This is a genomic window from Neisseria viridiae (genome assembly GCF_962747995.1).
Taxonomy (GTDB): domain Bacteria; phylum Pseudomonadota; class Gammaproteobacteria; order Burkholderiales; family Neisseriaceae; genus Neisseria; species Neisseria viridiae.
Map to the genome: position 1 here is coordinate 1 of NZ_CAUJAJ010000007.1, position 21,846 is coordinate 21,846.

The 21,846-nt window shown below is 54.8% G+C and carries 22 protein-coding genes, 1 tRNA gene, 2 pseudogenes and 1 riboswitch; of the genes and pseudogenes, 7 read left to right on the top strand and 18 right to left on the bottom strand.

What is annotated here, in order from left to right:
• Positions 1-209: 209 nt before the first annotated feature.
• The 11 genes and pseudogenes from Q9J79_RS05545 to ubiG form a co-directional block, all read right to left on the bottom strand.
• Positions 210-863 carry a TIGR01621 family pseudouridine synthase gene (locus Q9J79_RS05545; protein WP_301911213.1) on the bottom strand — a complete coding sequence of 218 codons (654 nt, stop codon included), beginning with the start codon at positions 861-863 and terminating at the stop codon, positions 210-212.
• Between the two features lie 35 nt (positions 864-898).
• Positions 899-1,411, bottom strand: coding sequence for a pantetheine-phosphate adenylyltransferase (coaD, locus tag Q9J79_RS05550; RefSeq protein ID WP_301911214.1), 513 nt, complete (start codon positions 1,409-1,411; stop codon positions 899-901).
• A 128-nt stretch (positions 1,412-1,539) separates the two neighbouring features.
• Positions 1,540-2,222 (bottom strand): annotated as a pseudogene (locus tag Q9J79_RS05555) (Bax inhibitor-1 family protein).
• A 157-nt stretch (positions 2,223-2,379) separates the two neighbouring features.
• Positions 2,380-2,646 (bottom strand): oxidative damage protection protein, encoded by a 267-nt coding sequence (locus tag Q9J79_RS05560; protein ID WP_002223157.1) that lies wholly within the window; start codon positions 2,644-2,646, stop codon positions 2,380-2,382.
• Between the two features lie 72 nt (positions 2,647-2,718).
• The gene (gene rlmH, locus Q9J79_RS05565) at positions 2,719-3,189 is read right to left on the bottom strand and encodes a 23S rRNA (pseudouridine(1915)-N(3))-methyltransferase RlmH (RefSeq protein WP_301911215.1); all 471 of its coding nucleotides are present in this window, start codon (positions 3,187-3,189) and stop codon (positions 2,719-2,721) included.
• Positions 3,190-3,242: 53 nt separating this feature from the next.
• The gene (rsfS, locus tag Q9J79_RS05570; protein WP_002246503.1) at positions 3,243-3,629 is read right to left on the bottom strand and encodes a ribosome silencing factor; all 387 of its coding nucleotides are present in this window, start codon (positions 3,627-3,629) and stop codon (positions 3,243-3,245) included.
• Positions 3,630-3,687: 58 nt separating this feature from the next.
• Positions 3,688-4,293: a nicotinate-nucleotide adenylyltransferase gene (gene nadD, locus Q9J79_RS05575; protein ID WP_301911216.1), complete on the bottom strand. Its 606-nt coding sequence runs from the start codon at positions 4,291-4,293 to the stop codon at positions 3,688-3,690.
• Positions 4,290-4,889, bottom strand: a complete 600-nt coding sequence (locus Q9J79_RS05580) for a beta-class carbonic anhydrase (RefSeq protein ID WP_301673308.1) — start codon at positions 4,887-4,889, stop codon at positions 4,290-4,292. The genes nadD and Q9J79_RS05580 overlap by 4 nt, the downstream gene beginning before the upstream one ends.
• A gap of 28 nt (positions 4,890-4,917) precedes the next feature.
• Entirely contained in the window at positions 4,918-6,459 is a 1,542-nt protein-coding gene (locus Q9J79_RS05585) for an ABC transporter permease (RefSeq protein ID WP_301673284.1), read from the bottom strand.
• Between the two features lie 246 nt (positions 6,460-6,705).
• Complete coding sequence (thrB, locus tag Q9J79_RS05590) at positions 6,706-7,623, bottom strand: homoserine kinase (RefSeq protein WP_003753519.1); 918 nt, start codon at positions 7,621-7,623, stop codon at positions 6,706-6,708.
• A gap of 35 nt (positions 7,624-7,658) precedes the next feature.
• Entirely contained in the window at positions 7,659-8,387 is a 729-nt protein-coding gene (ubiG, locus tag Q9J79_RS05595) for a bifunctional 2-polyprenyl-6-hydroxyphenol methylase/3-demethylubiquinol 3-O-methyltransferase UbiG (RefSeq protein ID WP_301911217.1), read from the bottom strand.
• A 153-nt stretch (positions 8,388-8,540) separates the two neighbouring features.
• Between ubiG and Q9J79_RS05600 the strand changes: the two genes are divergently transcribed.
• The 4 genes from Q9J79_RS05600 to Q9J79_RS05615 all read left to right on the top strand — a co-directional run bounded on the left by Q9J79_RS05600 (position 8,541) and on the right by Q9J79_RS05615 (position 11,937).
• Positions 8,541-9,782, top strand: a complete 1,242-nt coding sequence (locus Q9J79_RS05600) for an aromatic amino acid transporter (protein WP_301911240.1) — start codon at positions 8,541-8,543, stop codon at positions 9,780-9,782.
• 132 nt (positions 9,783-9,914) lie between these two features.
• Positions 9,915-10,478 carry a D-glycero-beta-D-manno-heptose 1,7-bisphosphate 7-phosphatase gene (gene gmhB / locus Q9J79_RS05605; protein ID WP_301911218.1) on the top strand — a complete coding sequence of 188 codons (564 nt, stop codon included), beginning with the start codon at positions 9,915-9,917 and terminating at the stop codon, positions 10,476-10,478.
• A gap of 29 nt (positions 10,479-10,507) precedes the next feature.
• Positions 10,508-11,251: a lysophospholipid acyltransferase family protein gene (locus Q9J79_RS05610; protein ID WP_301911219.1), complete on the top strand. Its 744-nt coding sequence runs from the start codon at positions 10,508-10,510 to the stop codon at positions 11,249-11,251.
• Positions 11,248-11,937, top strand: a complete 690-nt coding sequence (locus Q9J79_RS05615; RefSeq protein ID WP_301911220.1) for a YgjP family zinc-dependent metalloprotease — start codon at positions 11,248-11,250, stop codon at positions 11,935-11,937. Before Q9J79_RS05610 ends, Q9J79_RS05615 begins: the two co-directional genes overlap by 4 nt.
• 438 nt (positions 11,938-12,375) lie before the next feature.
• Here Q9J79_RS05615 and Q9J79_RS05620 read toward each other — a convergent pair.
• A pseudogene (locus Q9J79_RS05620) lies at positions 12,376-12,618 on the bottom strand (hypothetical protein); the annotation flags it as partial.
• A gap of 619 nt (positions 12,619-13,237) precedes the next feature.
• A complete protein-coding gene (thiC, locus tag Q9J79_RS05625; RefSeq protein WP_301911221.1) occupies positions 13,238-15,139 on the bottom strand; it encodes a phosphomethylpyrimidine synthase ThiC in 1,902 nt (633 codons plus the stop codon).
• Positions 15,140-15,229: 90 nt separating this feature from the next.
• Positions 15,230-15,329, bottom strand: a riboswitch (TPP riboswitch).
• Positions 15,330-15,478: 149 nt separating this feature from the next.
• Between thiC and Q9J79_RS05630 the strand changes: the two genes are divergently transcribed.
• The 3 genes from Q9J79_RS05630 to Q9J79_RS05640 all read left to right on the top strand — a co-directional run bounded on the left by Q9J79_RS05630 (position 15,479) and on the right by Q9J79_RS05640 (position 17,562).
• Positions 15,479-15,555: transfer RNA gene (locus Q9J79_RS05630), tRNA-Met, on the top strand.
• A 181-nt stretch (positions 15,556-15,736) separates the two neighbouring features.
• Positions 15,737-16,612 carry an NUDIX hydrolase gene (locus Q9J79_RS05635; RefSeq protein WP_301911222.1) on the top strand — a complete coding sequence of 292 codons (876 nt, stop codon included), beginning with the start codon at positions 15,737-15,739 and terminating at the stop codon, positions 16,610-16,612.
• An 8-nt stretch (positions 16,613-16,620) separates the two neighbouring features.
• A complete protein-coding gene (locus Q9J79_RS05640; protein WP_301911223.1) occupies positions 16,621-17,562 on the top strand; it encodes an ABC transporter ATP-binding protein in 942 nt (313 codons plus the stop codon).
• Positions 17,563-17,688: 126 nt separating this feature from the next.
• On the opposite strand, the gene ptsP is transcribed toward Q9J79_RS05640, so the two are convergent.
• The 5 genes from ptsP to Q9J79_RS05665 form a co-directional block, all read right to left on the bottom strand.
• Positions 17,689-19,464: a phosphoenolpyruvate--protein phosphotransferase gene (ptsP, locus tag Q9J79_RS05645; protein WP_301911224.1), complete on the bottom strand. Its 1,776-nt coding sequence runs from the start codon at positions 19,462-19,464 to the stop codon at positions 17,689-17,691.
• Positions 19,464-19,733, bottom strand: a complete 270-nt coding sequence (locus Q9J79_RS05650; protein ID WP_107819613.1) for an HPr family phosphocarrier protein — start codon at positions 19,731-19,733, stop codon at positions 19,464-19,466. Before Q9J79_RS05650 ends, ptsP begins: the two co-directional genes overlap by 1 nt.
• A 68-nt stretch (positions 19,734-19,801) precedes the next feature.
• Positions 19,802-20,239 carry a PTS sugar transporter subunit IIA gene (locus Q9J79_RS05655; protein WP_301911225.1) on the bottom strand — a complete coding sequence of 146 codons (438 nt, stop codon included), beginning with the start codon at positions 20,237-20,239 and terminating at the stop codon, positions 19,802-19,804.
• Positions 20,240-20,319: 80 nt separating this feature from the next.
• On the bottom strand, positions 20,320-20,883 hold the full coding sequence (locus Q9J79_RS05660; protein WP_301911226.1) for a hypoxanthine-guanine phosphoribosyltransferase: 564 nt from the start codon (positions 20,881-20,883) through the stop codon (positions 20,320-20,322).
• A 68-nt stretch (positions 20,884-20,951) separates the two neighbouring features.
• A complete protein-coding gene (locus Q9J79_RS05665; protein ID WP_301911241.1) occupies positions 20,952-21,776 on the bottom strand; it encodes a DNA ligase in 825 nt (274 codons plus the stop codon).
• Positions 21,777-21,846: the final 70 nt, after the last annotated feature.

Genomic DNA, 21,846 nt, shown 5'->3' on the forward strand with positions numbered 1-21,846 from the left:
TGTCTGTCTTTCAAACAGTGTGAGGCCCAAGGCACTCACACTTATCGGTAATCTGTTTTGTTAAAGAGCGTTTGAACTGCTTCATCACCGCCGCTTCGTCAGCAGCGAAGAAGCGAACTATACGCTTGAAGAGATTTGCGGTCAACCGTTTTCTTGAAAAATTTTTATAAAAATATTTATCATATTGTTTATAAATTAATTTATATTTATTAACCTGCTTTTGCCATATAAAATTCTTCCAGCGCATGAGAGATATTTTCAGCCTGCCATGCATTTTTCAAAGGTGCAGTAATTTCGATTTCTTGTTGTTGATAGGTAAATTGTATTTTCCATGCATACAGGAACGTAGTTTCGGATTCTGTCCCTCCATATAAGCGGTCCCCCAAAATAGGACTGCCCAGACTTTTCATTGTTACTCTCAGCTGATGTGTCTTACCCGTATGGGGTTCAAGAATGAACAGCCGCATTTTTTCACTGATACGTATACTAAAAAAACGGGTAACGGCAATATTTTCCATATTGCGCGTCAACTTCCACATCCCGCGCCTGGATTTTTCCATGCCGCCTTTTATCCATCCTTGTTTTTTGGACGGTTTGCGGTCGGACAAAGCCAAATAGGTTTTCTTCATTTTCCTTTCGGCAAATTGTGCGGCAAGAACAGCGGCACTTTGGGAATTAAGGGCAAACAGCAGTATGCCTCCGGTCTGCTTGTCCAACCTGTGCAGCAACCATACCTTTTCTACGCCCAACTGTGCCGCAAGTGTTGCCGTCAGACTGACTTCGCCGTCGGAACGGTGGACGGATATGCCTTGAGGTTTATTGATGGCGACAAAATCTTGGTGTCTGAATAAGATTTCCCACATATTTGAACCTGAATATATTTGACAGAAGCTTTCTGTCAGGCATTGTTGTGATGTTCTGCAATCATTTTTTGGTACACGGCCGGCGGCACATATCTTTTGACGGTTTCCGTCCAGCCTTCCGGCCCGACCAAGCCTTTAACCATAGTGGACGACACTTCGGCGATTTCGCGCGGCGGCATAAGGAATACGGTGGATATTTCGGGGGCGAGGTCGCTGTTGATATGGCGCATGGAACGTTCGTATTCATAATCGGAGGCGGAACGGATGCCGCGCACGATGAATCCTGCCTGCACTTCGCGGGCGTAATGCACCAGAAACCGGTTTTCAAACACTTCAATTTTGACGTTTGGGAAGTTGTCGGTAATGGCGCACAACATATCCTGCCTTTCAGCGACGGTATAGGTGCTGCGTTTGTCGGGATTGATGCCGATGGCGACGATGAGTTCGTCAAACATAGATTGCGCCTGCCGTATCATCCACAGATGCCCCAATGTGGGCGGATCGAAACTGCCGGCATAAACGGCGCGGCGCGGTGTATTCGGTAACATATGATTCCTCCCGACTTCATAGCCAGCTGTGTTTTTATGTGTGTGTATCCGTATTGTATGCCCAAAACAAAATGCCGTCTGAAATAAGTGCTTTCAGACGGCATGGTTTGCATGGTGCTTCGCCTACATCAATCATCGCCGTTTAAGGACACAGGATGTTGAGCAGGCTGCTGAAGATGTTGTAAAGCGAGATAAACAGTGTCAGTGCCGCGCTGATGTGACTGTCTTCTCCGCCGTCGATGACGGTGCGCACCTGCCACATAATCATTAAGGAACTGAACAAGACAAACCCGGCGGAAATGGTCAGGGCGAGTGCGGGGATGCCTAAGAACAGGTTGGCAACCACGGCGACCATCAGAATGACTGCACCTACGGTCAGGAAACGTCCGAGCGCGTTCATATCGAGCCGGGTCCGGCGTGCCAATGCGGACATCGTTAAAAAGACGGCGGCGGTCATGGCTGCGGCAATGCCGACGATTTTCGCACCGTCGGTAATATGAAGCGCATATTGCAGCACAAGGCTGATCAATACGCCTATACCGAATGTGAATACCATCAACAGGGTAACGCCAGTATTGCTGTAACGGTTTTTCTCGATAAGATAAGTCATGCCGTAGAAAAATACCAAGAATGCGATGAGGCTGATCCAGCGCGAACCGAAGGCGGCATAAAAATTGAAATCCATGCCGGCGGCAAATACCGCACCTGCCACCGCAGGGATAAAGGACAGCCCGAGCAGGCGGTAAGTTTTTTGCAAAACGGTGTTTTTAGAAACTGTATGCGCGGTGTAGTCGTAAACGTCGTGCTGCATGGCATATGCTCCTGAAAGTGTGCTTGGGAATACTTGGGGATTTTAACATTGTTCAACGTCAAAACTTGTTCGGTTGCGTCAAGATAAGGTTGTCCTGAGTATTTTAAAGGCTGTCTGAAACAGGTTCGGACAGCCTTTATTTGAAGCAGGAAACCATTTATTGCGGAACATAGCCCTGAACAGCATCCGCGCCGTCGCCGAAGAAATACTGCTCCATCTGCTGAGCTAGGTATTCGCGCGCGCGCGGATCGGCAAGGCTTAAGCGGTTTTCGTTAATCAGCATCGTTTGGTGGCGCGTCCACGCCATCCATGCTTCTTGCGATACGTTTTCAAAAATGCGCTTGCCCAATTCGTTGGGAAGCGGTGGAAATTTCATGCCTTCGGCTTCTTTGTTGAGCTTGACGCAGAATACCATTCGTGCCATAGCGGATTCCTTTGCTGTGTTCAGAAATAACGGGGTGATTTTAACCGATTAGGGATACGGACAAAAGCCTTCTTATTCCCGATGATAGGGATGGTTGTGCAGGATGGAGGCGGCGCGGTAGAGCTGCTCGGTCAGAAGGACGCGCACCATCCCGTGCGGCAGGGTCAGGCTGGACAGGCGCATCATCATGCGTGCCTGCTGTTTGAGGCGGTCGGTCATACCGTCCGCGCCGCCGATGACGAAGCAGACGTGTTCGCCGTTTTGCTGCCAGCTTTTGAGGTGTTCCGCCAGCTCGACGGAGGTCGGTGCTTTGCCGCGTTCGTCAAGAACGACGAGGAACGCGCCTTGCGGTATGGCTTCGAAGATGCGTTTTTCTTCCGCCGCCATACCTTGGGCGGCATTCACGCCCGCGCCGCGTTTTTCGGGTTTGATTTCTTTGAGTGCGTAGGCGACGTCGCGTCCGAAGCGTTTGGCGTATTCGGCGACGGCCTCATCAACCCAGCGCGGCATTTTGGTGCCGACTGCCAAAACGGTAATGTTCAATGCTTTCTCCCTTACAGGAAAATGCCGTCTGAACATTCAGACGGCATCGGGAATCAGTCTGCCGCGTGCCACGGCTTCTGCATTCCGGCGTGGAAACTCGGTTTCTCGCCGCCCCAGAGGGTATCGATGTCGTAGAAGTCGCGCACGGCAGGGAGCATGACGTGGACGACGAGGTCTCCTGCATCAACCAACGTCCATTCGCCGCTGTCGCCTTCGGTACTGAGGATTTCAAAACCGGCTTCTTTCAAATCGACGGCAACGTTGTTGGCCAGTGCTTTGACTTGGCGCGTACTGTCGCCGCTGGCGATAATCATTCTGGCAAACAGCGAAGTTTTGTCTTGCGTTTCGAGAACGGAAATGTCTTTGGCTTTGATGTCTTCGAGGGCGTTGACGGCGACCTCGACCATTTTTTGCAGGTCTTGCAGTTCTTGTTCGTTCATTATTTTCCTAACGGGATGTTTTCAGACGGCATTATAGCCGTTCCTTACTGATTTGACTTTATTTTTCGTACAGCCGGTGTTCTCGGATATAACGGACGGCGGCAGGCGGGATGCCGTCTGAAACACCGGCGGCACTCAGGTTGTGGCGGATTTCCGTTGACGACACATTATGCATCGGGGCGGACAAGATGCGGACGCTGCCGTCCTGAAGGGACTTGCCCAGCCATGCGTGCAGTTCGCCCGGCATTTTGTGCAGGCTGTCGCCCTGCCTCATGGCGACGGCGATATTGGTTTCGCGCACGAGCAACTGCCATTTTTTCCAAGTATGCAGCTTCATCAGGCTGTCGCTGCCCATCAGCCACCAAAGTTGCGCGGACGGGAACTGCTGGCGAAAAATTTGGACGGTATCGTAAGTGTAAGTCGCGCCTTCTCGGACGATGTCGCAGTCGCTGACGGCAAAACGCGCGTCTTCTGCCGTCGCCAGTTCGACCATGGCAAGGCGGTCGGCAGCGGAAGCGGCGGCGGCATCTTTGTGATATGGGCCGCCTGCCGGCAGGAAAACAACCGTGTCCAACCCGATTTCATCGGCAAAGGCACGGGCGATATGAAGATGTCCGTTGTGTATCGGGTCGAAAGTGCCGCCGAACAGTCCGATTTTCTTCATGATGTTTCCGTTCCTTCCGATAAGTCCATGCCGTCTGAAACACTGCCGTCCACAATCAGGGTCAGTTTGCCGGTAACGGGATGGATGACCAATCCGTGAACGGCAATATGGCGCGGCATCAGCGGATGGCGGCGGATGAGTTCGACCGTATGGCGCACGCTGTCTTCGACGTTGTCGAAACCGGTCAGCCAGCCGTCGAGGTCGACACCTGCATAACGCAGGGTTTCGATACGGTCTTCGGGAATCCTGCTTTCCCGGACGCGCCCGAGGAATTCTTCGGCATTCAGCCCCTGCATACCGCAATCGTGGTGGGCGATGACCATAATTTCTTTGACTTTCAGCTCAAACACGGCAACCAGCAGGCTCCGCATCACCGAACCCCACGGGTGAGTAACCAGCGCGCCGGCATTTTTAATCAGCTTGGCATCGCCGTTTTTCAAACCCAAGGCATCGGGCAGCAGCTCGATAATCCGCGCATCCATGCAGGACAAAATCGCCAACTCCCTGCCCGGGTATTTGTCGGTAAAATATTTCTCATATTCGCCCGACTCGACAAACTTCTGATTATAGGAAAGGATTTCGCTCAACTCGCTCATTTTGCCGTCCTCTGAAAAAGGGTTCACATTATAACGTTTCCGACTGTTTTCCGCCTTCGCCGTTGTCCAACAGCAGGAAAATGCCCACCGCAAATGCCGACAACAGCAATGTCAACACCATTGCCCGCGCATAATTGTCCTCACCCGCACGCCCCAAATAGGCATAAATCAAAGTCGTCAACGTCTGCCATTCCGGACGCGACAGGAACAATGTCGCCGCAAATTCGCCCACGCAGGTTGCCGCCGCCAAAGTCAGGCCGCGCCGCAACGCCGGTTTCAAGAGGGGGAGCGTAATACGGTATGCCGTCTGAAAACCATCCGCGCCCAAACCCGCCGCCGCCCTGCCGTAATCCGGCGGCAGTGCATCCCAGGCCGACAAAACATCTTTTGCCACAAACGGATAAGCCAGCAGCGCATACATCGCCAACAGCAACGGCAACGAAGCCGTCCACTGCGGATAAAGCAGCAGCACGCCTGCCGAAACACAAACCGGCGACACCATAAACGGCAAAAACATCAGCCCGCGCATCCACGCCAACCGCCGCGCCGCCGCCGCATACATGACACCCAATACCGCCGCCGAAAATACCGCCGCCGCCGAGAAGCGCAAAGTATTCCACACCGCCTGCCAAGTTTCGCGTTCCGCCAACACCTGCCAAGATTCTCCCGCAGAACAGGCCTTTACCACGACCGCCGCCAGCGGGAACAGGCAGCATATACCCAACACCGCCGCCGCAAACGCCAGCAGCACATATTCCCCGACCGACTGCGGTTCAGACGGCATCACAGGGGAAACTGCCTTATCCGAACCCGCGCGTCTGCCGAACCACGCATACAGCAATCCCGCTGCCGCCGTTACCCCCAACACCAGCCACACCAGTGCCGAAGCCCCCGCCATATCGAGTTCGAACATGACCAACTGGTAAATTTCCACTTCGACCGTGGCATAACGGCTGCCGCCCAGCAGCAATGCCAGCCCGAACCCGGAAAAACAATACAGGAAGACAAGGCACACGCCACCGGCAAGCCACGGGCGCAAAACGGGCATTTCAATGTCCCAAAACCGCCGCCAAGCCCCCGCGCCCAACGTCCGTGCCGTCTGAAGCCGTGCCGCAGGCACTTGAACAAACCCCTGATATGCCGCCCTGACCAACACAGGAAGGTTAAAAAACACGTTGCCGTACAACAACAGATACGGCGTATCCTGCCAGCCGCGCCATAACAGGCCGTCCGCCCCGAACAAGGCCAGCACGCCCACGCCCGCCACCAACGTGGGCATCACAAACGGCAGCATCAGCAGGCGCAGCACAAAAGTCCGCCCCGGGAACGCCAGCCGCGCCAGCACCCACGCGACAGGTACGCCCAAGGGAAGCACCAAGATACAGGTTGCCGCCGCCTGAAATACCGTCCATGCCAAACGTTCGAGCATATAAGCATCCGACAGCACCGCGCCCCATGCAAAACCGTCATATGCCGCCATCGCCCACAAAGGCGCAAGCACCATCGCGGTCAAAAAAAACAGGGGCGGCAGCGTAACCAATCCGACAACCGCCCAACGCCGCATATCCATCCGTTTTCCCATTTCAAAACATAATGGCTGGATTGTACCCAAAGCCGATCAAAAATGACTGCACAATTTTATCCGTCCTCAGTCAAACCGCCGCCAACCGCCGGAATTCAGAGGCAAACACCGGCGCGGGTGCGTAACAAAGCAGCCGAAACCGGTACGCCGAACCGGAAAACATATTCAAACCCGAAACAAAATGCCGTCTGAAACCCTTTCAGACGACATCGGATTCCTACCCGGCAGACGGTATCAACCCAAACTCAACAGCAGGTTGCGGAACGCGTTCGGGTCTTTGATAAACGTCATTTCGCCCTCCTGCGGAAAATGAAAGTCCAACAGGCGCGACACCCAAAAACGGATGCAGCCGGCACGTTGGGCGGTCGGGAAATACGCCTTTTCTTCGGCACTCAAGGGGCGCACGCCCTCATAACCGCCGATAAACGCCTTTTTCAACGCCTCATCCAACTTATTGTCCGCCGTCCTTGCCCAATCGTTGACCGCAATCGCCAAGTCATACATAAAATTGCCCCGGCAGGCATAATAGAAATCGATGAAGCCCGATACCTGACCGCCGTCAAGCAACACATTGTCTTTAAACAGGTCGGCATGGATGATGCCCGAAGGCAGATGATTGCCAAGATTGTCCTTCAGCGCATCGATTTCGGAACACAGCAGCGCGGCATCGTCTTGCGACAGGACGGGCAGCAGCCGGGCGCACGCCTCCGTCCACCACGCATCGTAACGCGGGTTTTCCATTTCCAAAGGGAAATCGGCGGCGGCAAGGTGCATTTTCGCCAACATCGCGCCGGTATGGAAACACTGTTCCGCCGTCGGCAGCGCGGTATCCGAACCTTTCAGGCAGGCAACCAGGCAGGCGGGCTTGCCCGCCAAAACGGAATCAAGCCGGCCGTCTTTGCGCGCAACCGGCGCGGCAACCGCCACGCCCTTCATACTCAAATGCCGGTTAAGCTCCAGAAAAAACGGCAGCTCTTCCTGTTTCAACACTTCAAACACGGTCAGCACATAACGTCCCGAAGTTGTCGTCAGAAAATAATTGCTGTTGGTAATCCCCTGCGCGATGCCCTGCAGGGAAACAAATTCCCCCAAATCGTAACCGCTCAGGAAGCCGCGCATTTCATCATCGGAAACACTGGTATAAACAGACATATCCATTCACCCGTTCAAAACAATCAAACCCGCCGTCAGAACGCCGGACGGCAGGCAAACATATAATTCACATCGGTCGAATCGCACAGGGCATAAGTTTGCGACAACACATGGTAAGTCATACCCTTCGTATCCACCACATCCAAGCCCGCCTGACGGCACATCCTCGCCAAATCGGCAGGCGCGATAAATTTTTTCCAGTCGTGCGTGCCTTTGGGGACAAACTTCAACAGATATTCCGCCGCCACAATCAGATGCAGGTATGATTTCGGGTTTTTATTGATGGTAGAAAAAAACACCATGCCGTCCGGTTTGACCAGCTTGGCACAAGCACGCACGATGGCGGCGGGATCGGGAACGTGTTCCATCATTTCCATGCACGTTACCACATCGAACGAGTGCGGTTCCGCCTCGGCAAGGTCTTCCACGCGGACACATTCGTATTCGATATCGGCGACATTGTTCAAAGCCGCGTGCAGGCGGGCGGTTTCCAGAGACTGCTCCGCCATATCGATGCCTTTGACAAACGCCGCGCCGCGCCGCGCCATACTTTCCGCCAAAATTCCGCCGCCGCAGCCCACGTCCAAAACCCGTTTGCCGCGCAAATCCGCGTGTCCGTCGATATAATCCAGCCGCAGCGGATTGATGTCGTGCAAGGTTTTGAACTCGCCCGATTTGTCCCACCATTTGTCGGCAATCCGGCTGAATTTGGCGATTTCCCCCTCATCGACATTATATTTTTTGTCGGACATTTTCCCTCCCATCTGACGAACCGCCCCACTCCAAAACCCAAGATTATACTATGGAACGCGATGCCGTCTGAAAGCCTTTTCGGGCGGCGCGGCGCAAATACCTTACAAACCCTTACACTTTACGGCATAATGGCGGCACGCTTTTTTTTGGCAGAAAGACAAAATATGCCCAACAAAACCCCTTCCCTGTTCGGCGGCGCGATGATTATCGCCGGTACGGTCATCGGCGCCGGTATGCTCGCCAACCCGACCGCCACCTCCGGCGTATGGTTTGCCGGCTCGCTGATTGTGCTGCTCTACACCTGGTTTTCTATGCTCTCCAGCGGCCTGATGATTTTGGAAGTCAACACCCACTACCCCCACGGCGCAAGTTTCGACACCATGGTCAAAGACCTGCTCGGACGCGGCTGGAACATCATCAACGGCATCGCCGTCGCCTTCGTCCTATACCTGCTCACCTACGCCTACATCTTCGTCGGCGGCGACCTGACCGCCAAAGGCATCGGCAACGCCTTGGGCGGCAATGTTTCGCTCACCGCCGGACAACTCGTCTTCTTCGGCATCCTCGCCTTTTGCGTGTGGGCATCCGCACGCTTGGTCGACCGATTCACCGGCATCCTCATCGGCGGCATGGTATTGACCTTTATTTGGGCAACCGGCGGGCTGATTGCCGATGCCAAACCGTCCGTCCTGTTCGACACCCAAGCCCCCGTCGGCACCAGCTACTGGATTTATGCCGCCACCGCCCTGCCCGTCTGCCTCGCTTCCTTCGGCTTCCACGGCAACGTCTCCAGCCTACTCAAATACTTTAAAGGCGACGCGCCCAAAGTGGCTAAATCCATCTGGACGGGCACACTGATTGCGCTGGTGATTTACGTCCTCTGGCAAATCGCCATCCAAGGCAACCTGCCGCGCAACGAGTTCGCCCCCGTCATCGCCGCCGAAGGGCAAGTCTCCGTCCTGATTGAAACCCTGTCCAAATTCGCCCAAACCGGCAATATGGATAAAATATTGTCCCTGTTTTCCTATATGGCAATCGCCACCTCGTTTTTAGGCGTAACCTTAGGTCTGTTCGACTACATCGCCGACATCTTCAAATGGAACGACAGCATCTCCGGCCGCACCAAAACCGCCGCGCTGACCTTCCTGCCGCCTCTAATTTCCTGCCTGCTCTTCCCCACCGGCTTCGTTACCGCCATCGGTTACGTCGGCCTGGCGGCAACCATTTGGACAGGCATCATCCCCGCCATGCTGCTCTACCGTTCGCGCAAAAAATTCGGCGCAGGCAAAACCTATAAAGTTTACGGCGGCTTGTGGCTGATGGTTTGGGTCTTCCTTTTCGGCATCGTCAACATCGCCGCACAGGTATTGAGCCAAATGGAACTCGTCCCCGTATTTAAAGGATAAAGGCAAAATGCCGTCTGAAGCCCGCCGGCAGCTTCAGACGGCATTGCCTCGTTATCGCGCGCCACAGGCGCATCACTGCCGATATTTCAGTATAATGCCACCCCCGACCTGCCCCAATCCAAAGGAAACGCGATGAAACTCATCATTCTCGACCGCGACGGCGTCATCAACCAGGACCGCGACGACTTCGTCAAATCCGTTGACGAGTGGATACCTATCGAAGGCAGCATGGATGCAGTGGCATTCCTGACGCAGGCAGGCTGCACCGTTGCCGTCGCCACCAACCAATCCGGCATCGGCCGCAAATATTTTACCGTTCAAGACCTCACCGAAATGCATGCCAAAATGCACCGCCTCATCCGTCAGGCAGGCGGGGAAATCGACGGCATCTGGTTCTGCCCCCACACCAACGCTGACAACTGCAACTGCCGCAAGCCCAAACCGGGCATGATTGAAGACATCCTCGAACGCTTCAACGCCCAAGCTTCGGAAACTTGGCTGGTCGGCGACAGCCTGCGCGATTTGCAGGCAATCGATGCCGTCGGCGGAAAACCCGCGCTGGTTCTGACCGGAAAAGGCAAAAAAACGCTCTCCCAACACGGACACGAATTGCCCGAACACACACAGGTTTTCGATACCCTGCTCGATTTCTCACAATACATCATGCAGGAAAACGCCGCACTGCAAACTGACTGAACATACCGCATTTCCGACAAGGCAAAACCATGCTCATCATCCGCAACCTGATTTACTGGCTGATACTCTGTTCCAGCCTGATTTTCCTCTTTCCCTTTATGCTGCTCGCTTCGCCTTTCCGGGACGGGGCGCACAAGATGGCGCGGGTCTGGGTCGGCATCCTCAACTGGTCGCTCAAACACATCGTCGGGCTCAAATACCGCATCATCGGCGCGGAACACATTCCGGACCGCCCCGCCGTCATCTGCGCCAAACACCAAAGCGGCTGGGAAACGCTTGCCCTTCAGGGCATTTTTCCGCCGCAGGTTTACGTTGCCAAACGCGAGTTGTTCAAAATCCCCTTTTTCGGTTGGGGTTTGAAGCTGGTCAAAACCATAGGCATAGACCGCAACAACCGCCGCGAAGCCAACGAACAGCTCATAAAACAGGGTTTGGCGCGTAAAAACGAAGGCTATTGGATTACCATTTTCCCCGAAGGCACGCGCCTTGCACCCGGAAAACGCGGCAAATACAAACTCGGCGGAGCGCGCATGGCGAAAATGTTTGAGATGGACATCGTCCCCGTCGCCCTCAACAGCGGCGAATTTTGGCCGAAAAATTCCTTTCTGAAATATCCGGGGGAAATCACCGTCGTCATCTGTCCGACCATCCCGCACGCAAGCGGCAGCGAAGCCGAATTGATGGAAAAATGCGAACACCTCATCGAAACGCAGCAGCCGCTCATTTCCGGCACAGGCCCGTTTGCCGCCAAAATGCCGTCTGAAACCGTATGACCTCCCTGATCCACACTCTTTCAGACGGCATGGAACTGACCATAGAAATCAAGCGCCGTACCAAGAAAAACCTGATTATCCGCCCTATCGGCACACATACCGTCAGTATCAGCGTCCCACCCTGCTTCTCCGTCTCCGCTCTAAACCGCTGGCTGTATGAAAACGAAGCCATCCTGCGGCGAACACTGGCAAAAACACCGCCGCACAATACGGCAAACCGGCTGCCTGAACATATCTGGTTCCACGGCAGACAGCTTGCCCTCACCGCCCATCAAGACACGCAAATCCTGCTGATGCCGTCTGAAATCCGCGTTCCCGAAGACACGCACGACAAACAGGCGGCACTGTTGGCAACCTTTCTGAAACGGCAGGCTCAAAGCTACCTGCTTCCCCGCCTCGAACACCACGCCCGCGCCACACAACTGTTCCCCGCCTCCTCCTCGCTGACCTCTGCCAAAACCTTCTGGGGCGTGTGCCGCAAAACCACAGGCATACGCCTCAACTGGCGGCTGGTCGGCGCACCGGAATACGTTGCCGACTATGTCTGCATACACGAACTCTGCCACCTCGCCCACGCCGACCACAGCCGCGCATTCTGGGCGCTGACCCGCCGCTTCGCACCCTACGCGGACGAAGCCAAACAATGGCTCAAAAACCGCGGCAGGGAACTTTTCGCCTTGGGTTGACGCTGCCGGGTCGGCCCGCCGCTTTCAGACGGCATCCGTGCCGTCCGCCGCGTTTCATTTCACACCGCCCTTCCGAAACCCGCCCGATCCGACGTGCGGTATGAAACGCTTAAGCTGGCGCGAAGTCTTTTACTGATTTGCCCGCGAAAATGCCGTCTGAAAGGTTTTCGGACGGCATTTTTTTGCGTTTTCCGGGATGGCGGCGAATTCGTAAAAGGCGGGCAGGGTGGATTGTAGGATGGGTTGAGACCTGCCGAATCCGCCGCACCCGCCAAATCTACCGCCGTCATTCCCACGAAAGTGGGAATCCAGGATTCAGGGCCGGAGAAACCTTTTTTCCCGATAAGTTTCCGTGCCGACCAGTCTGGATTCCCGCCTGCGCGGGAATGACGGTTCGGGTATTTCTGACGATTCATCGAGCCGTAGCAACTGTATTTTTCACCCCGTCGGGCAAAAATACCAAAACTCAAATCGAGCCGTCCGGATACCGTTTTCGGCGGTATCGTTTTCGGCAAAATAATCACGCATCCGGGCATTCAATATCGTCAGCAGTTTGCGCATACATGCCGTAACGGCAACCTTATACGGCTTACCCTTGGACAGCAGGCGTTGGTAGAAATCCCGAATAAGCGGTTCAAAACGTGTCGCTACCACGGTAGCCATATACAGTGCCTTACGCATTTATCCTGTGCCTGCCGATATGCCGTCATTCCCGCGCAGGCGGGAATCTAGTTTTGTCGGTGCGGAAACTTATCGGATAAAACGGTTTCTCCAACCCCGAGTCCTAGATTCCCACTTTCGTGGGAATGACGGGATGTGTTTTTTATGTGGATTTGAACCGTTGAGGGTGGCGCGGGACGGGTGGAATGACGACATATAAGTTTCCGTGCCGACCAGTCTGGATTCCCGCCTGCGCGGGAATGACGGCGGAAAGATTCTATTTTTCCCGATAATCGCCCACAATCTCAAATTCCTTCATTCTCTCAAAAACAAAATCAGAACCCTAAATCCCATCATCCCCATCTATGTGAATATATAGTGGATTAACAAAAATCAGGACAAGGCGACGAAGCCGCAGACAGTACAAATAGTACGGAACCGATTCACTTGGTGCTTCAGCACCTTAGAGAATCGTTCTCTTTGAGCTAAGGCGAGGCAACGCCGTACTGGTTTAAATTTAATCCACTATAAAAATTTTAAAAATTACTTTAATTATCGGTTGTTTAATCATTTTCACAAGCGAAAGAATGCCGTCTGAAACCCGACATCCGGTTTTCAGACAGCATTTTTTGCTTGATGTTTAACTGTAAATCTTCGCGCCTTTTTTGACGAACTCGACCGCTTTTTCTTCCATACCCTGCCGTTGGGCTTTTTGCTTGTCGGCGTAGTCGCGCACTTCCTGCGTGATTTTCATCGAGCAGAATTTGGGGCCGCACATCGAGCAGAAGTGGGCGATTTTCGCGCCTTCGGCGGGCAGGGTTTCGTCGTGGAAGCTCTCAGCGCGTTCGGGGTCGAGGCTTAAGCGGAATTGGTCGCGCCAACGGAACTCGAAACGCGCTTTGCTTAAGGCGTTGTCGCGCAACTGTGCGCCCGGCCAGCCTTTGGCGAGGTCGGCGGCGTGGGCGGCGAGTTTGTAGGTGATGATGCCGGTGCGCACGTCTTCTTTGTCGGGCAGCCCCAAATGTTCTTTAGGGGTAACGTAACAAAGCATGGCCGTGCCGTACCAGCCGATATTGGTCGCGCCTATGCCCGAGGTGATATGGTCGTAGCCGGGGGCGATGTCGGTAACGAGCGGGCCGAGTGTATAGAAAGGCGCTTCAAAGCAGTGTTGCAGCTCTTCGGTCATATTTTCTTTGACGCGTTGCAGCGGCACATGGCCGGGACCTTCAATCATGACTTGTACGTCGTGTTTCCACGCTTTGGCGGTCAATTCGCCCAAGGTGTGCAGCTCGGCGAATTGGGATTCGTCGTTAGCATCGGCAATGCAGCCGGGGCGCAGGCCGTCGCCGAGGCTGAACGACACATCATACGCCTTCATGATTTCACAGATTTCGTCGAAATGCGTGTAGAGGAAGTTTTCTTTGTGGTGGGCGAGACACCATTTCGCCATGATGGAGCCGCCACGCGATACGATGCCGGTGAGGCGGTTGGCGGTCATCGGCACATAACGCAGCAACACGCCCGCGTGTATGGTGAAATAGTCCACGCCTTGTTCCGCCTGTTCGATTAAGGTGTCGCGGAACAAATCCCAAGTCAAATCTTCGGCAATACCGCCGGTTTTTTCCAAAGCCTGATAGATGGGCACTGTGCCGATGGGGACTGGCGCGTTGCGGATAATCCATTCGCGCGTTTCATGGATGTGCGCGCCGGTGGATAAATCCATAATCGTGTCCGCACCCCAACGCAGCGACCACACCATTTTTTCGACTTCTTCGGTCAGGCTGGAGGTTACGGCGGAATTGCCCAAATTGCCGTTGATTTTGACGCGGAAGTTGCGGCCGATAATCATCGGTTCGAGTTCGGGGTGGTTGATGTTGGCAGGGATAATCGCGCGTCCGGCGGCAATTTCTCGGCGCACGAATTCGGGCGTGATTTGGTCGGGGTGGGTCGGGATGTTCGCACCGAAACTTTGCCCTGCGTGCTGTTTCAAGAGCTTGGCGTATTCCGGTTTTTGGGACAATTCGTCTAATTTTAAACGTTCGCGTATGGCGACAAACTCCATTTCGGGCGTGATGATGCCTTGTCGAGCGTAGTGAAGCTGGGTTACGTTGCGGCCTGCTTTGGCGCGGCGCGGACGGGTGATTTGGTTGAAGCGCAGATGGGCGGTTTTCGGATCGTGTGCGCGTTCGGTGCCGTATTCGCTGGAGAGCTTGGGCAGGATTTCGGTATCGCCCCGTTCATCCAGCCATGCCGTGCGGACGTGCGGCAGCCCTTGTTTTAGGTCGATGTGCGCCGCCGGGTCGCCGTACACGCCGCTGGTGTCATAGACGGGAATCGGCGGATTGGCTTCCGTGCCCTGCGCCGTGTAGGTGTCGTCCTGACGGATTTCGCGCAAAGGCACGCGGATGTCGTCGCGGCTGCCTTGCAGATACACGCGTTCGGAGTTCGGATATTTGAAGCGGATGCCGATGTCTTCGCTCAAGTCGGCAAGCTCGCGCGCTTCGTTGCCGGAAGTTTTGGCAGTTTTTTTTGGCGTAGTCATAAAAAATGCTCCTGTTTTCTCGTTTAGAATAAAGAAACAGGAGCGTTTTGCGTTTTCAGACGGCATTTGAAAACCAATGCCGTCTGAAAGACAGAATCCGTGAAAACTCCCCACGCAGGTATTATCCCGATCGGGTGTAAAGGGTATTTCTCAGCCGCCTGAACATCAGGCAGCACCCCTGTTTCAATGTTAACCAAAATTAAATCACGAACATGAACTTTTGTAAAGAAAATAATATTTCAAATCAGGCATAAACCACCGGACGGCAAAATTTTATGATTTTTCGCGGAAGTAATGTTTGACAACATAAAAAATCTGCCGTATAGTTTCATCTTCTGACGCGGGATGGAGCAGCATGGTAGCTCGTCGGGCTCATAACCCGAAGGTCGTAGGTTCGAATCCTGCTCCCGCAACCAAATATCAAACCCCTCGGTTCAATGCCGAGGGGTTTTGTTTTGCCTGTTTCCTGCCGCCTCCGTTTTTTGCCGGATCTTCCTTCCTGCCGCAATATCGGAACGGCAGCCCGCCGTCTGTTTGCGGTTGCAAATTCAGGCAGTTTGGCTACAATCTTCCGCATTATGTTCAAGAAAGCCGACTATGCCGACCGTCCGTTTTACCGAATCCGTCAGCAAACAAGACCTTGATGCCCTGTTCGAGTGGGCAAAAGCAAGTTACGGTGCAGAAAGTTGCTGGAAAACGCTGTATCTGAACGGCCTGCCTTTGGGCAACCTGTCGCCGGAATGGGTGGAACGCGTCAAAAAAGACTGGGAGGCAGGCTGCTCGGAGTCTTCAGACGGCATTTTCCTGAATGCGGACGGCTGGTCAGATATGGGCGGCCGCTTGCAGCACCTCGCCCGCACATGGAACAAGGCGGGGCTGCTTCACGGATGGCGCAACGAGTGTTTCGACCTGACCGACGGCGGCGGCAATATCTTGTTCTCACTCGAACGCGCCGCTTTCCGTCCGTTCGGACTGCTCAGCCGCGCCGTCCATCTCAACGGTCTGACCGAATCGGACGGCCGATGGCATTTCTGGATAGGCAGGCGCAGTCCGCACAAAGCAGTCGATCCCGACAAACTCGACAATACTGCCGCCGGCGGTGTTTCCGGCGGCGAAATGCCGTCTGAAACCGTGTGTCGCGAAAGCAGCGAAGAAGCCGGTTTGGATAAAACTCTGTTTCCGCTCATCCGCCCGGTATCGCGGCTGCACAGCCTGCGCCCCGTCAGCCGGGGTGTGCACAATGAAATCCTGTATGTATTCGATGCCGTCCTACCCGAAACCTTCCTGCCTGAAAATCAGGACGGCGAGGTTGCGTGTTTTGAAAAGATGGACATCGGCGGTCTGTTGGATGCCATGTTGTCGGAAAACATGATGCACGACGCGCAACTGGTTACGCTGGACGCGTTTTGCCGTTACGGTCTGATTGATGCCGCCCATCCGCTGTCCGAGTGGCTGGACGGCATACGTTTATAGGATGCGCCATGCTTGAACTGAACGGACTCTGCAAACGCTTCGGCGGCAAAACGGTTGCCGACAACATCTGCCTGACTGTCGGGCGCGGCAAAATACTCGCCGTTTTGGGGCGGTCGGGCTGCGGCAAATCCACCCTGCTGAATATGATTGCGGGGATTGTCCGACCGGACGGCGGGGAAATATGGCTGAACGGGGAAAACATTACCCGTATGCCGCCCGAAAAACGCCGTATTTCGCTGATGTTTCAAGATTACGCGCTGTTTCCCCATATGAGTGCGCTGGAAAATGCGGCATTCGGTTTGAAAATGCAAAAAATGCCGAAAGCCGAAGCCGAACGCCTTGCCATGGCGGCACTTGCCGAAGTCGGACTGGAAAACGAGGCGCACCGCAAGCCTGAAAAACTTTCCGGAGGCGAGAAGCAACGGTTGGCACTGGCGCGCGCTTTGGTTGTCCGCCCTTCCCTGCTGTTGCTGGACGAATCGTTTTCCAGTTTGGACACGCATTTGCGCGACCGGCTGCGCCGCATGACTGCCGAACGCATCCGAAACGGCGGCATCCCTGCCGTTTTGGTTACTCATTCGCCCGAAGAAGCCTGTACGACGGCAGACGAAATCGCCGTGATGCATGAAGGGAGGATTCTACAATACGGCACGCCCGAAACATTGGTCAAAACACCATCCTGCGTGCAGGTCGCCCGACTGATGGGGCTGCCCAATACCGACGATGACCGCCATATTCCGCAACATGCCGTGTGCTTGGACAATCATGGAACGGAATGCCGTCTGCTGTCCCTCGTCCGCCTGCCCGACTCGCTCCGGCTTTCCGCCGTCCATCCCGAACACGGCGAGCTGACCTTAAACCTGACTGTCGGACAGCATACGGACGGTATTTCCGGAAACGGTACGGTACGCATCCGCGTCGATGAAGGGCGTATCGTCCGTTTCCGATGATGCGGCAGAAATGCCTGCCAAACAAAATGCCGTCTGAAAATTTTTCAGACGGCATTTCTTGACCAAAGCAGCTGTATTTTTTAAGGGCGTTATTTGACTGCAATCTTTTTCCATTGTCAACAATATTTATTTCCGCACTTTGGCTTCGCCCTCTTCCTCGACCGACACGCTGTTGATCTGTTTGATCAGCTTTTCCGACTTCTCTTCGTCTTCGCAGCGGATGACTTTCGCAATATCGTTTTCGAGCTGTCCGGCATTGCTGTGCAGAATGATGTTTTTGACGGGCAGGATGTTGTTCGGATTCATGGAAAAACGGCGCAGCCCCATACCCAATAAAACGCGGGTAAACGCGGTATCGCCCGCCATTTCGCCGCATACGGATACGTCTTTGTCCATGCGGTTGGCGGTACGGATGACGTGTTGCAGCATTTTCAGCACGGCGGGATGGCCGGGCTGGTAGAGGTGGCTGACGCTGTCGTCGCCGCGATCGACTGACAGAATATATTGGATCAAATCGTTGGTGCCGACGGAGATGAAATCGACCAGTTTCAAAATGCTGCCGACGGTCAGCGCAGCAGACGGGATTTCAATCATGCAGCCGATGCCGACTTCGCCGAAGGTATCGCCGCGTTCGGCAAGCTGGCGGCGGGCGGTGTCCAAATGAATCAGGCACTGGCGCACTTCGGATACGGAGGTAATCATCGGCCACATCATGCGGACGGGGCCGTGTACCGCCGCACGGAGGATGGCGCGCATCTGGGTGCGGAACATGACCGGTTCGGCAAGGCACAGGCGGATGCCGGTCATGCCCAGCGCGGGGTTGAGGCTGCCGTTGGGCGTGCTGTTTTTCCCGAACCAGCGCGGATTCTTGTCCACACCCAAATCGACTGTCCGTATCGTTACGCTTTTGCCCTTCATTTTTTTGACAATCGCGCTGTACACTTCGTACTGCTCGTCTTCAGACGGCATCGTATCGCGGTTCAGGTAAAGAAACTCGCTGCGGAACAGCCCGATGCCGTCTGCACCGAGGTTGTGCAGCGGTTTCACGTCTTCGGCGGATTCTATATTGCCCACAAGCTCGATGCAGACCCCGTCGGCGGTGGCGGCGGCGGTTTTTTTGAGCTTGTTCAACTCGCGTTTGTGGCTGCGGTATTCGCGGGCGCGGCGGCGGTATTCGTCCAAGACGGTTTCATCGGGCGCGATAATCAGGATACCGTTGATGCCGTCCACGATGACGGTTTCGCCCTCGGTAATCAGTTTGCGCGCGTTGTGCAACCCGACGACGGACGGGATGTCCAAACTCCTGCCCAAAATCGCCGTATGCCCGGTGGGGCCGCCGGCATCGGTAACAAAGGCGGCTATGCGCTGCTCTTTAAACAAAACCGTGTCGGCGGGCGAAAGGTCGTTTGCAATCAGCACGGTTTCGTCAAACAGGTTGTCGGCGACTTCCAACTCGTTGCCCTGCCCGATCAGGTTGTTGTGGATGCGGCGGACGACTTGCAGCATATCCTGTTTGCGTTCGCGCAAATAGGCATCGTCCATATTGTCGAATTGGGCGGCGAGTTTGTCGCTCTGCTGCTTCAATGCCCACTCGGCGTTGATTTTTTGTTCCCTTAAAATATCGACGGGTTCGCGCGACAAGGTAACATCGGTCAAGAGCATCAGGTGCAGCGAGATGAACGCGCCCAACTCGGTCGGGGCGTTTTCGGGAATCGCGCTGCGGAGCTGTTCCAACTCTTTGCGCGTGGCTTTGACGGCGGCATCGAAACGTTCGGCTTCGGCATCGGTGTCCGCCTCCGCAACATCATACTGCGGCACTTCCTCCGTGCCGCGCGCAATCAGGTGGGCGCAACCGACGGCAATGCCTTTGCCCGCCGCCACGCCGTGCAGCACGATACTCATTATTCGCCCTCGCCGAAGTAGCCGTTGATTAAGTCGGTCAATGCCTTCATGGCTGCGGCTTCGTCCAAACCGTCGGTTTCCAGTTCGATGACCGTACCTTTGGCGGCGGCGAGCATCATCAGCCCCATAATGCTTTTACCGTTGACGCGGCTGCCGTTTTTCGTAACCCAGACTTCGCTTTTGAATTGGGACGCGGTTTGGGTGAACTTGCTGGACGCGCGGGCGTGAAGTCCGAGTTTGTTGATGATTTCGATGGATTGTTTGAGCATTTCGATTCCCGTTTTATGTATATCGGCAGCAGATGCCGTTTAAAATATTTTCCTGCCCTGCCGCTTCTTCAGACGGCATCGCCTCTGCGCCGGCACACCAAATCTTCGGGCGCGGACGTGATGGCGAAAATGCCCTTTACCGCCGCCTCTCTGACGCATTCGGTAAAGGCGGCAAGGTCTTCCGCCGCCGGCGAATATTGGACGGCCTTGACCATCATCGGCGCGTTCAGCCCGGTCAAAATCGCCGATTTGTTTTCGCGCACGAGGCGGCGGGCGGCATTGCAGGGGGTCGCGCCGAAGATGTCGGTCATAATCAATACGCCGTGGTTTTCAGGAAACTCTTGCAGCGCGGCAATGGCGTTGTTGATGATGTCGTCTTGGTCTTCCGTCGGCTGCACGCCGAGTATGCGGACGTTTTCAGGCAGCCCGCCCGGAAAAAAATGATGCGCCAGCTTGCGGTAGGCTTCGCCTATGGTTTCGTGTGTGATGATTAAAAGCCCTATCATATTATGCGTCCTGTTCCCCGTTGTCCTGCCGGCGTATGGGCGCAATGCCGTCTGAAAGGCCTTCAGACGGCATTGCATCCTTATTTTCCGCCCAATGAGTAAATCTCGCCCAAATTGCGCCAGCAGCCCGCCGCATCCATACCGTAACCGAAAACATAACGGTTCGGCACATCCAGTCCGACATAATCGGCTTTGACCGGTTTTTCTTTGTCGATTAATTTATTGGCGAACACCGCCGCACGGCAGCTTGCCGCCCCCATTTCCAAAAGTTTGGCTTGAATGGCGGACATCGTATGCCCTTCGTCCAAAATATCGTCCAACACGACCACGTGCCTGCCCCGGATTTGTTCCGCATCGGGCATACGTTTCCAGTTGAACGCGCCGCCCTCCAGCTTGTCGCCGTAACGGGAAACGTGAACGTAATCAAAATCTAACGGAAAACGCAACAGCGGCAGCAACTGCCCCGTAAACACCACCGCGCCGCCCATCACGGGCAGCAACAGCGGATATTTGCCGCCCAAATCGCGCGTAATCTCGTCCGCTACTTTTTGCAGCGCGGCGCGGCATTGCCCTTGGTCGAACAAAAGTTCGGCGTTTTCAAGCATCGCCTGTGTTTCAAGGCGTTTGGTTTCTAAATCGGTCATATGTCGGAATCGGTCGGTAAAAGGAAAATTATAAACCAAAGTATCGGCTGCCGTCCGAACCGTCCTGCTCAGCGGTCGGTACGCACGCGCACGAAGGTGGCGAATTTCGGCGTACCTTTCTGCGTAAAGCCACGGTAGCGGTAGGTAATCAGCGTGCCGATTTTTGGCGGATTGTCGCGGTCTTGGTCTTTGAAACCGCTGCCGATGCGGAATTCGCCGTGTCGGTTTTTGCAGCCGACCGCGCCCAGCCGTCCGGCGTTTCGCCCTTTGCCCTCATAGTGCCGCGTTACCGTGCATTCGTCGTCGTATTGACTTTTCAGCTTCAATAATTGGCTACTCCTGCCACCGCTGTAACGGGATTCGGGCTGGCGCAGCATCACGCCTTCGCCGCCCTGCGCTTCGATTTGTTTTAAAAAGTCCATCGCGTGCTGCCGGTCGCGCACTTTGATTTGCGGGATGATGGTAATCGGCGCGTTCGGATGCGTTTTCAGCCATTGCGTTGCGACTGCCAAACGTTGGTAGAGGTTGCCCTGCGCCTTGGGTACATCGAAAACGTGCAGGCGGATACCGCGCCAATCGCCGGAAGACGAACGCACGGCGGCGGAAATCTGCTCAAACTGACCGCGTCCGCTATACAATTCGCCGTCCAAAGGATAAGGCGGAAACTGCGCGGTAAAACCTTTGGGCGGAGCAAACGCATAACCCTGACGGCTCATCAGGTGCTTTCCGTCCCAATAGGCGCGCACGCCATCGAGTTTCTCGCTCATCGCCCAGCCTGCAATCTCTTGACCTTTGTATTCCTGCGCCAGCATCAAATCCGCCGCGCCTGCCGATGCAGGGATGAAAACCGCCGTAAAAATCGGTATGATGCCGCCGATTATCTTTTTAATCACCTGATTCCCCCAATATCCAAACAGGCGGCAAACCGCCATAAAATAAACGGTAAACCCGATACCGTCTGAA

Coding starts and splice junctions, on each gene's coding strand:
- nadD (WP_301911216.1), bottom strand. CDS start 4,293: ATGAAGAAAATCGGACTGTTCGGCGGCACTTTCGACCCGATACACAAC.
- coaD (WP_301911214.1), bottom strand. CDS start 1,411: ATGTTACCGAATACACCGCGCCGCGCCGTTTATGCCGGCAGTTTCGAT.
- Q9J79_RS05615 (WP_301911220.1), top strand. CDS start 11,248: ATGACCTCCCTGATCCACACTCTTTCAGACGGCATGGAACTGACCATA.
- rsfS (WP_002246503.1), bottom strand. CDS start 3,629: ATGAACGAACAAGAACTGCAAGACCTGCAAAAAATGGTCGAGGTCGCC.
- Q9J79_RS05585 (WP_301673284.1), bottom strand. CDS start 6,459: ATGGATATGCGGCGTTGGGCGGTTGTCGGATTGGTTACGCTGCCGCCC.
- Q9J79_RS05640 (WP_301911223.1), top strand. CDS start 16,621: ATGCTTGAACTGAACGGACTCTGCAAACGCTTCGGCGGCAAAACGGTT.
- Q9J79_RS05545 (WP_301911213.1), bottom strand. CDS start 863: ATGTGGGAAATCTTATTCAGACACCAAGATTTTGTCGCCATCAATAAA.
- ptsP (WP_301911224.1), bottom strand. CDS start 19,464: ATGAGTATCGTGCTGCACGGCGTGGCGGCGGGCAAAGGCATTGCCGTC.
- Q9J79_RS05610 (WP_301911219.1), top strand. CDS start 10,508: ATGCTCATCATCCGCAACCTGATTTACTGGCTGATACTCTGTTCCAGC.
- Q9J79_RS05660 (WP_301911226.1), bottom strand. CDS start 20,883: ATGACCGATTTAGAAACCAAACGCCTTGAAACACAGGCGATGCTTGAA.
- ubiG (WP_301911217.1), bottom strand. CDS start 8,387: ATGGGAGGGAAAATGTCCGACAAAAAATATAATGTCGATGAGGGGGAA.
- Q9J79_RS05600 (WP_301911240.1), top strand. CDS start 8,541: ATGCCCAACAAAACCCCTTCCCTGTTCGGCGGCGCGATGATTATCGCC.
- Q9J79_RS05655 (WP_301911225.1), bottom strand. CDS start 20,239: ATGATAGGGCTTTTAATCATCACACACGAAACCATAGGCGAAGCCTAC.
- Q9J79_RS05650 (WP_107819613.1), bottom strand. CDS start 19,733: ATGCTCAAACAATCCATCGAAATCATCAACAAACTCGGACTTCACGCC.
- Q9J79_RS05580 (WP_301673308.1), bottom strand. CDS start 4,889: ATGAGCGAGTTGAGCGAAATCCTTTCCTATAATCAGAAGTTTGTCGAG.
- Q9J79_RS05635 (WP_301911222.1), top strand. CDS start 15,737: ATGCCGACCGTCCGTTTTACCGAATCCGTCAGCAAACAAGACCTTGAT.
- Q9J79_RS05560 (WP_002223157.1), bottom strand. CDS start 2,646: ATGGCACGAATGGTATTCTGCGTCAAGCTCAACAAAGAAGCCGAAGGC.
- thrB (WP_003753519.1), bottom strand. CDS start 7,623: ATGTCTGTTTATACCAGTGTTTCCGATGATGAAATGCGCGGCTTCCTG.
- thiC (WP_301911221.1), bottom strand. CDS start 15,139: ATGACTACGCCAAAAAAAACTGCCAAAACTTCCGGCAACGAAGCGCGC.
- gmhB (WP_301911218.1), top strand. CDS start 9,915: ATGAAACTCATCATTCTCGACCGCGACGGCGTCATCAACCAGGACCGC.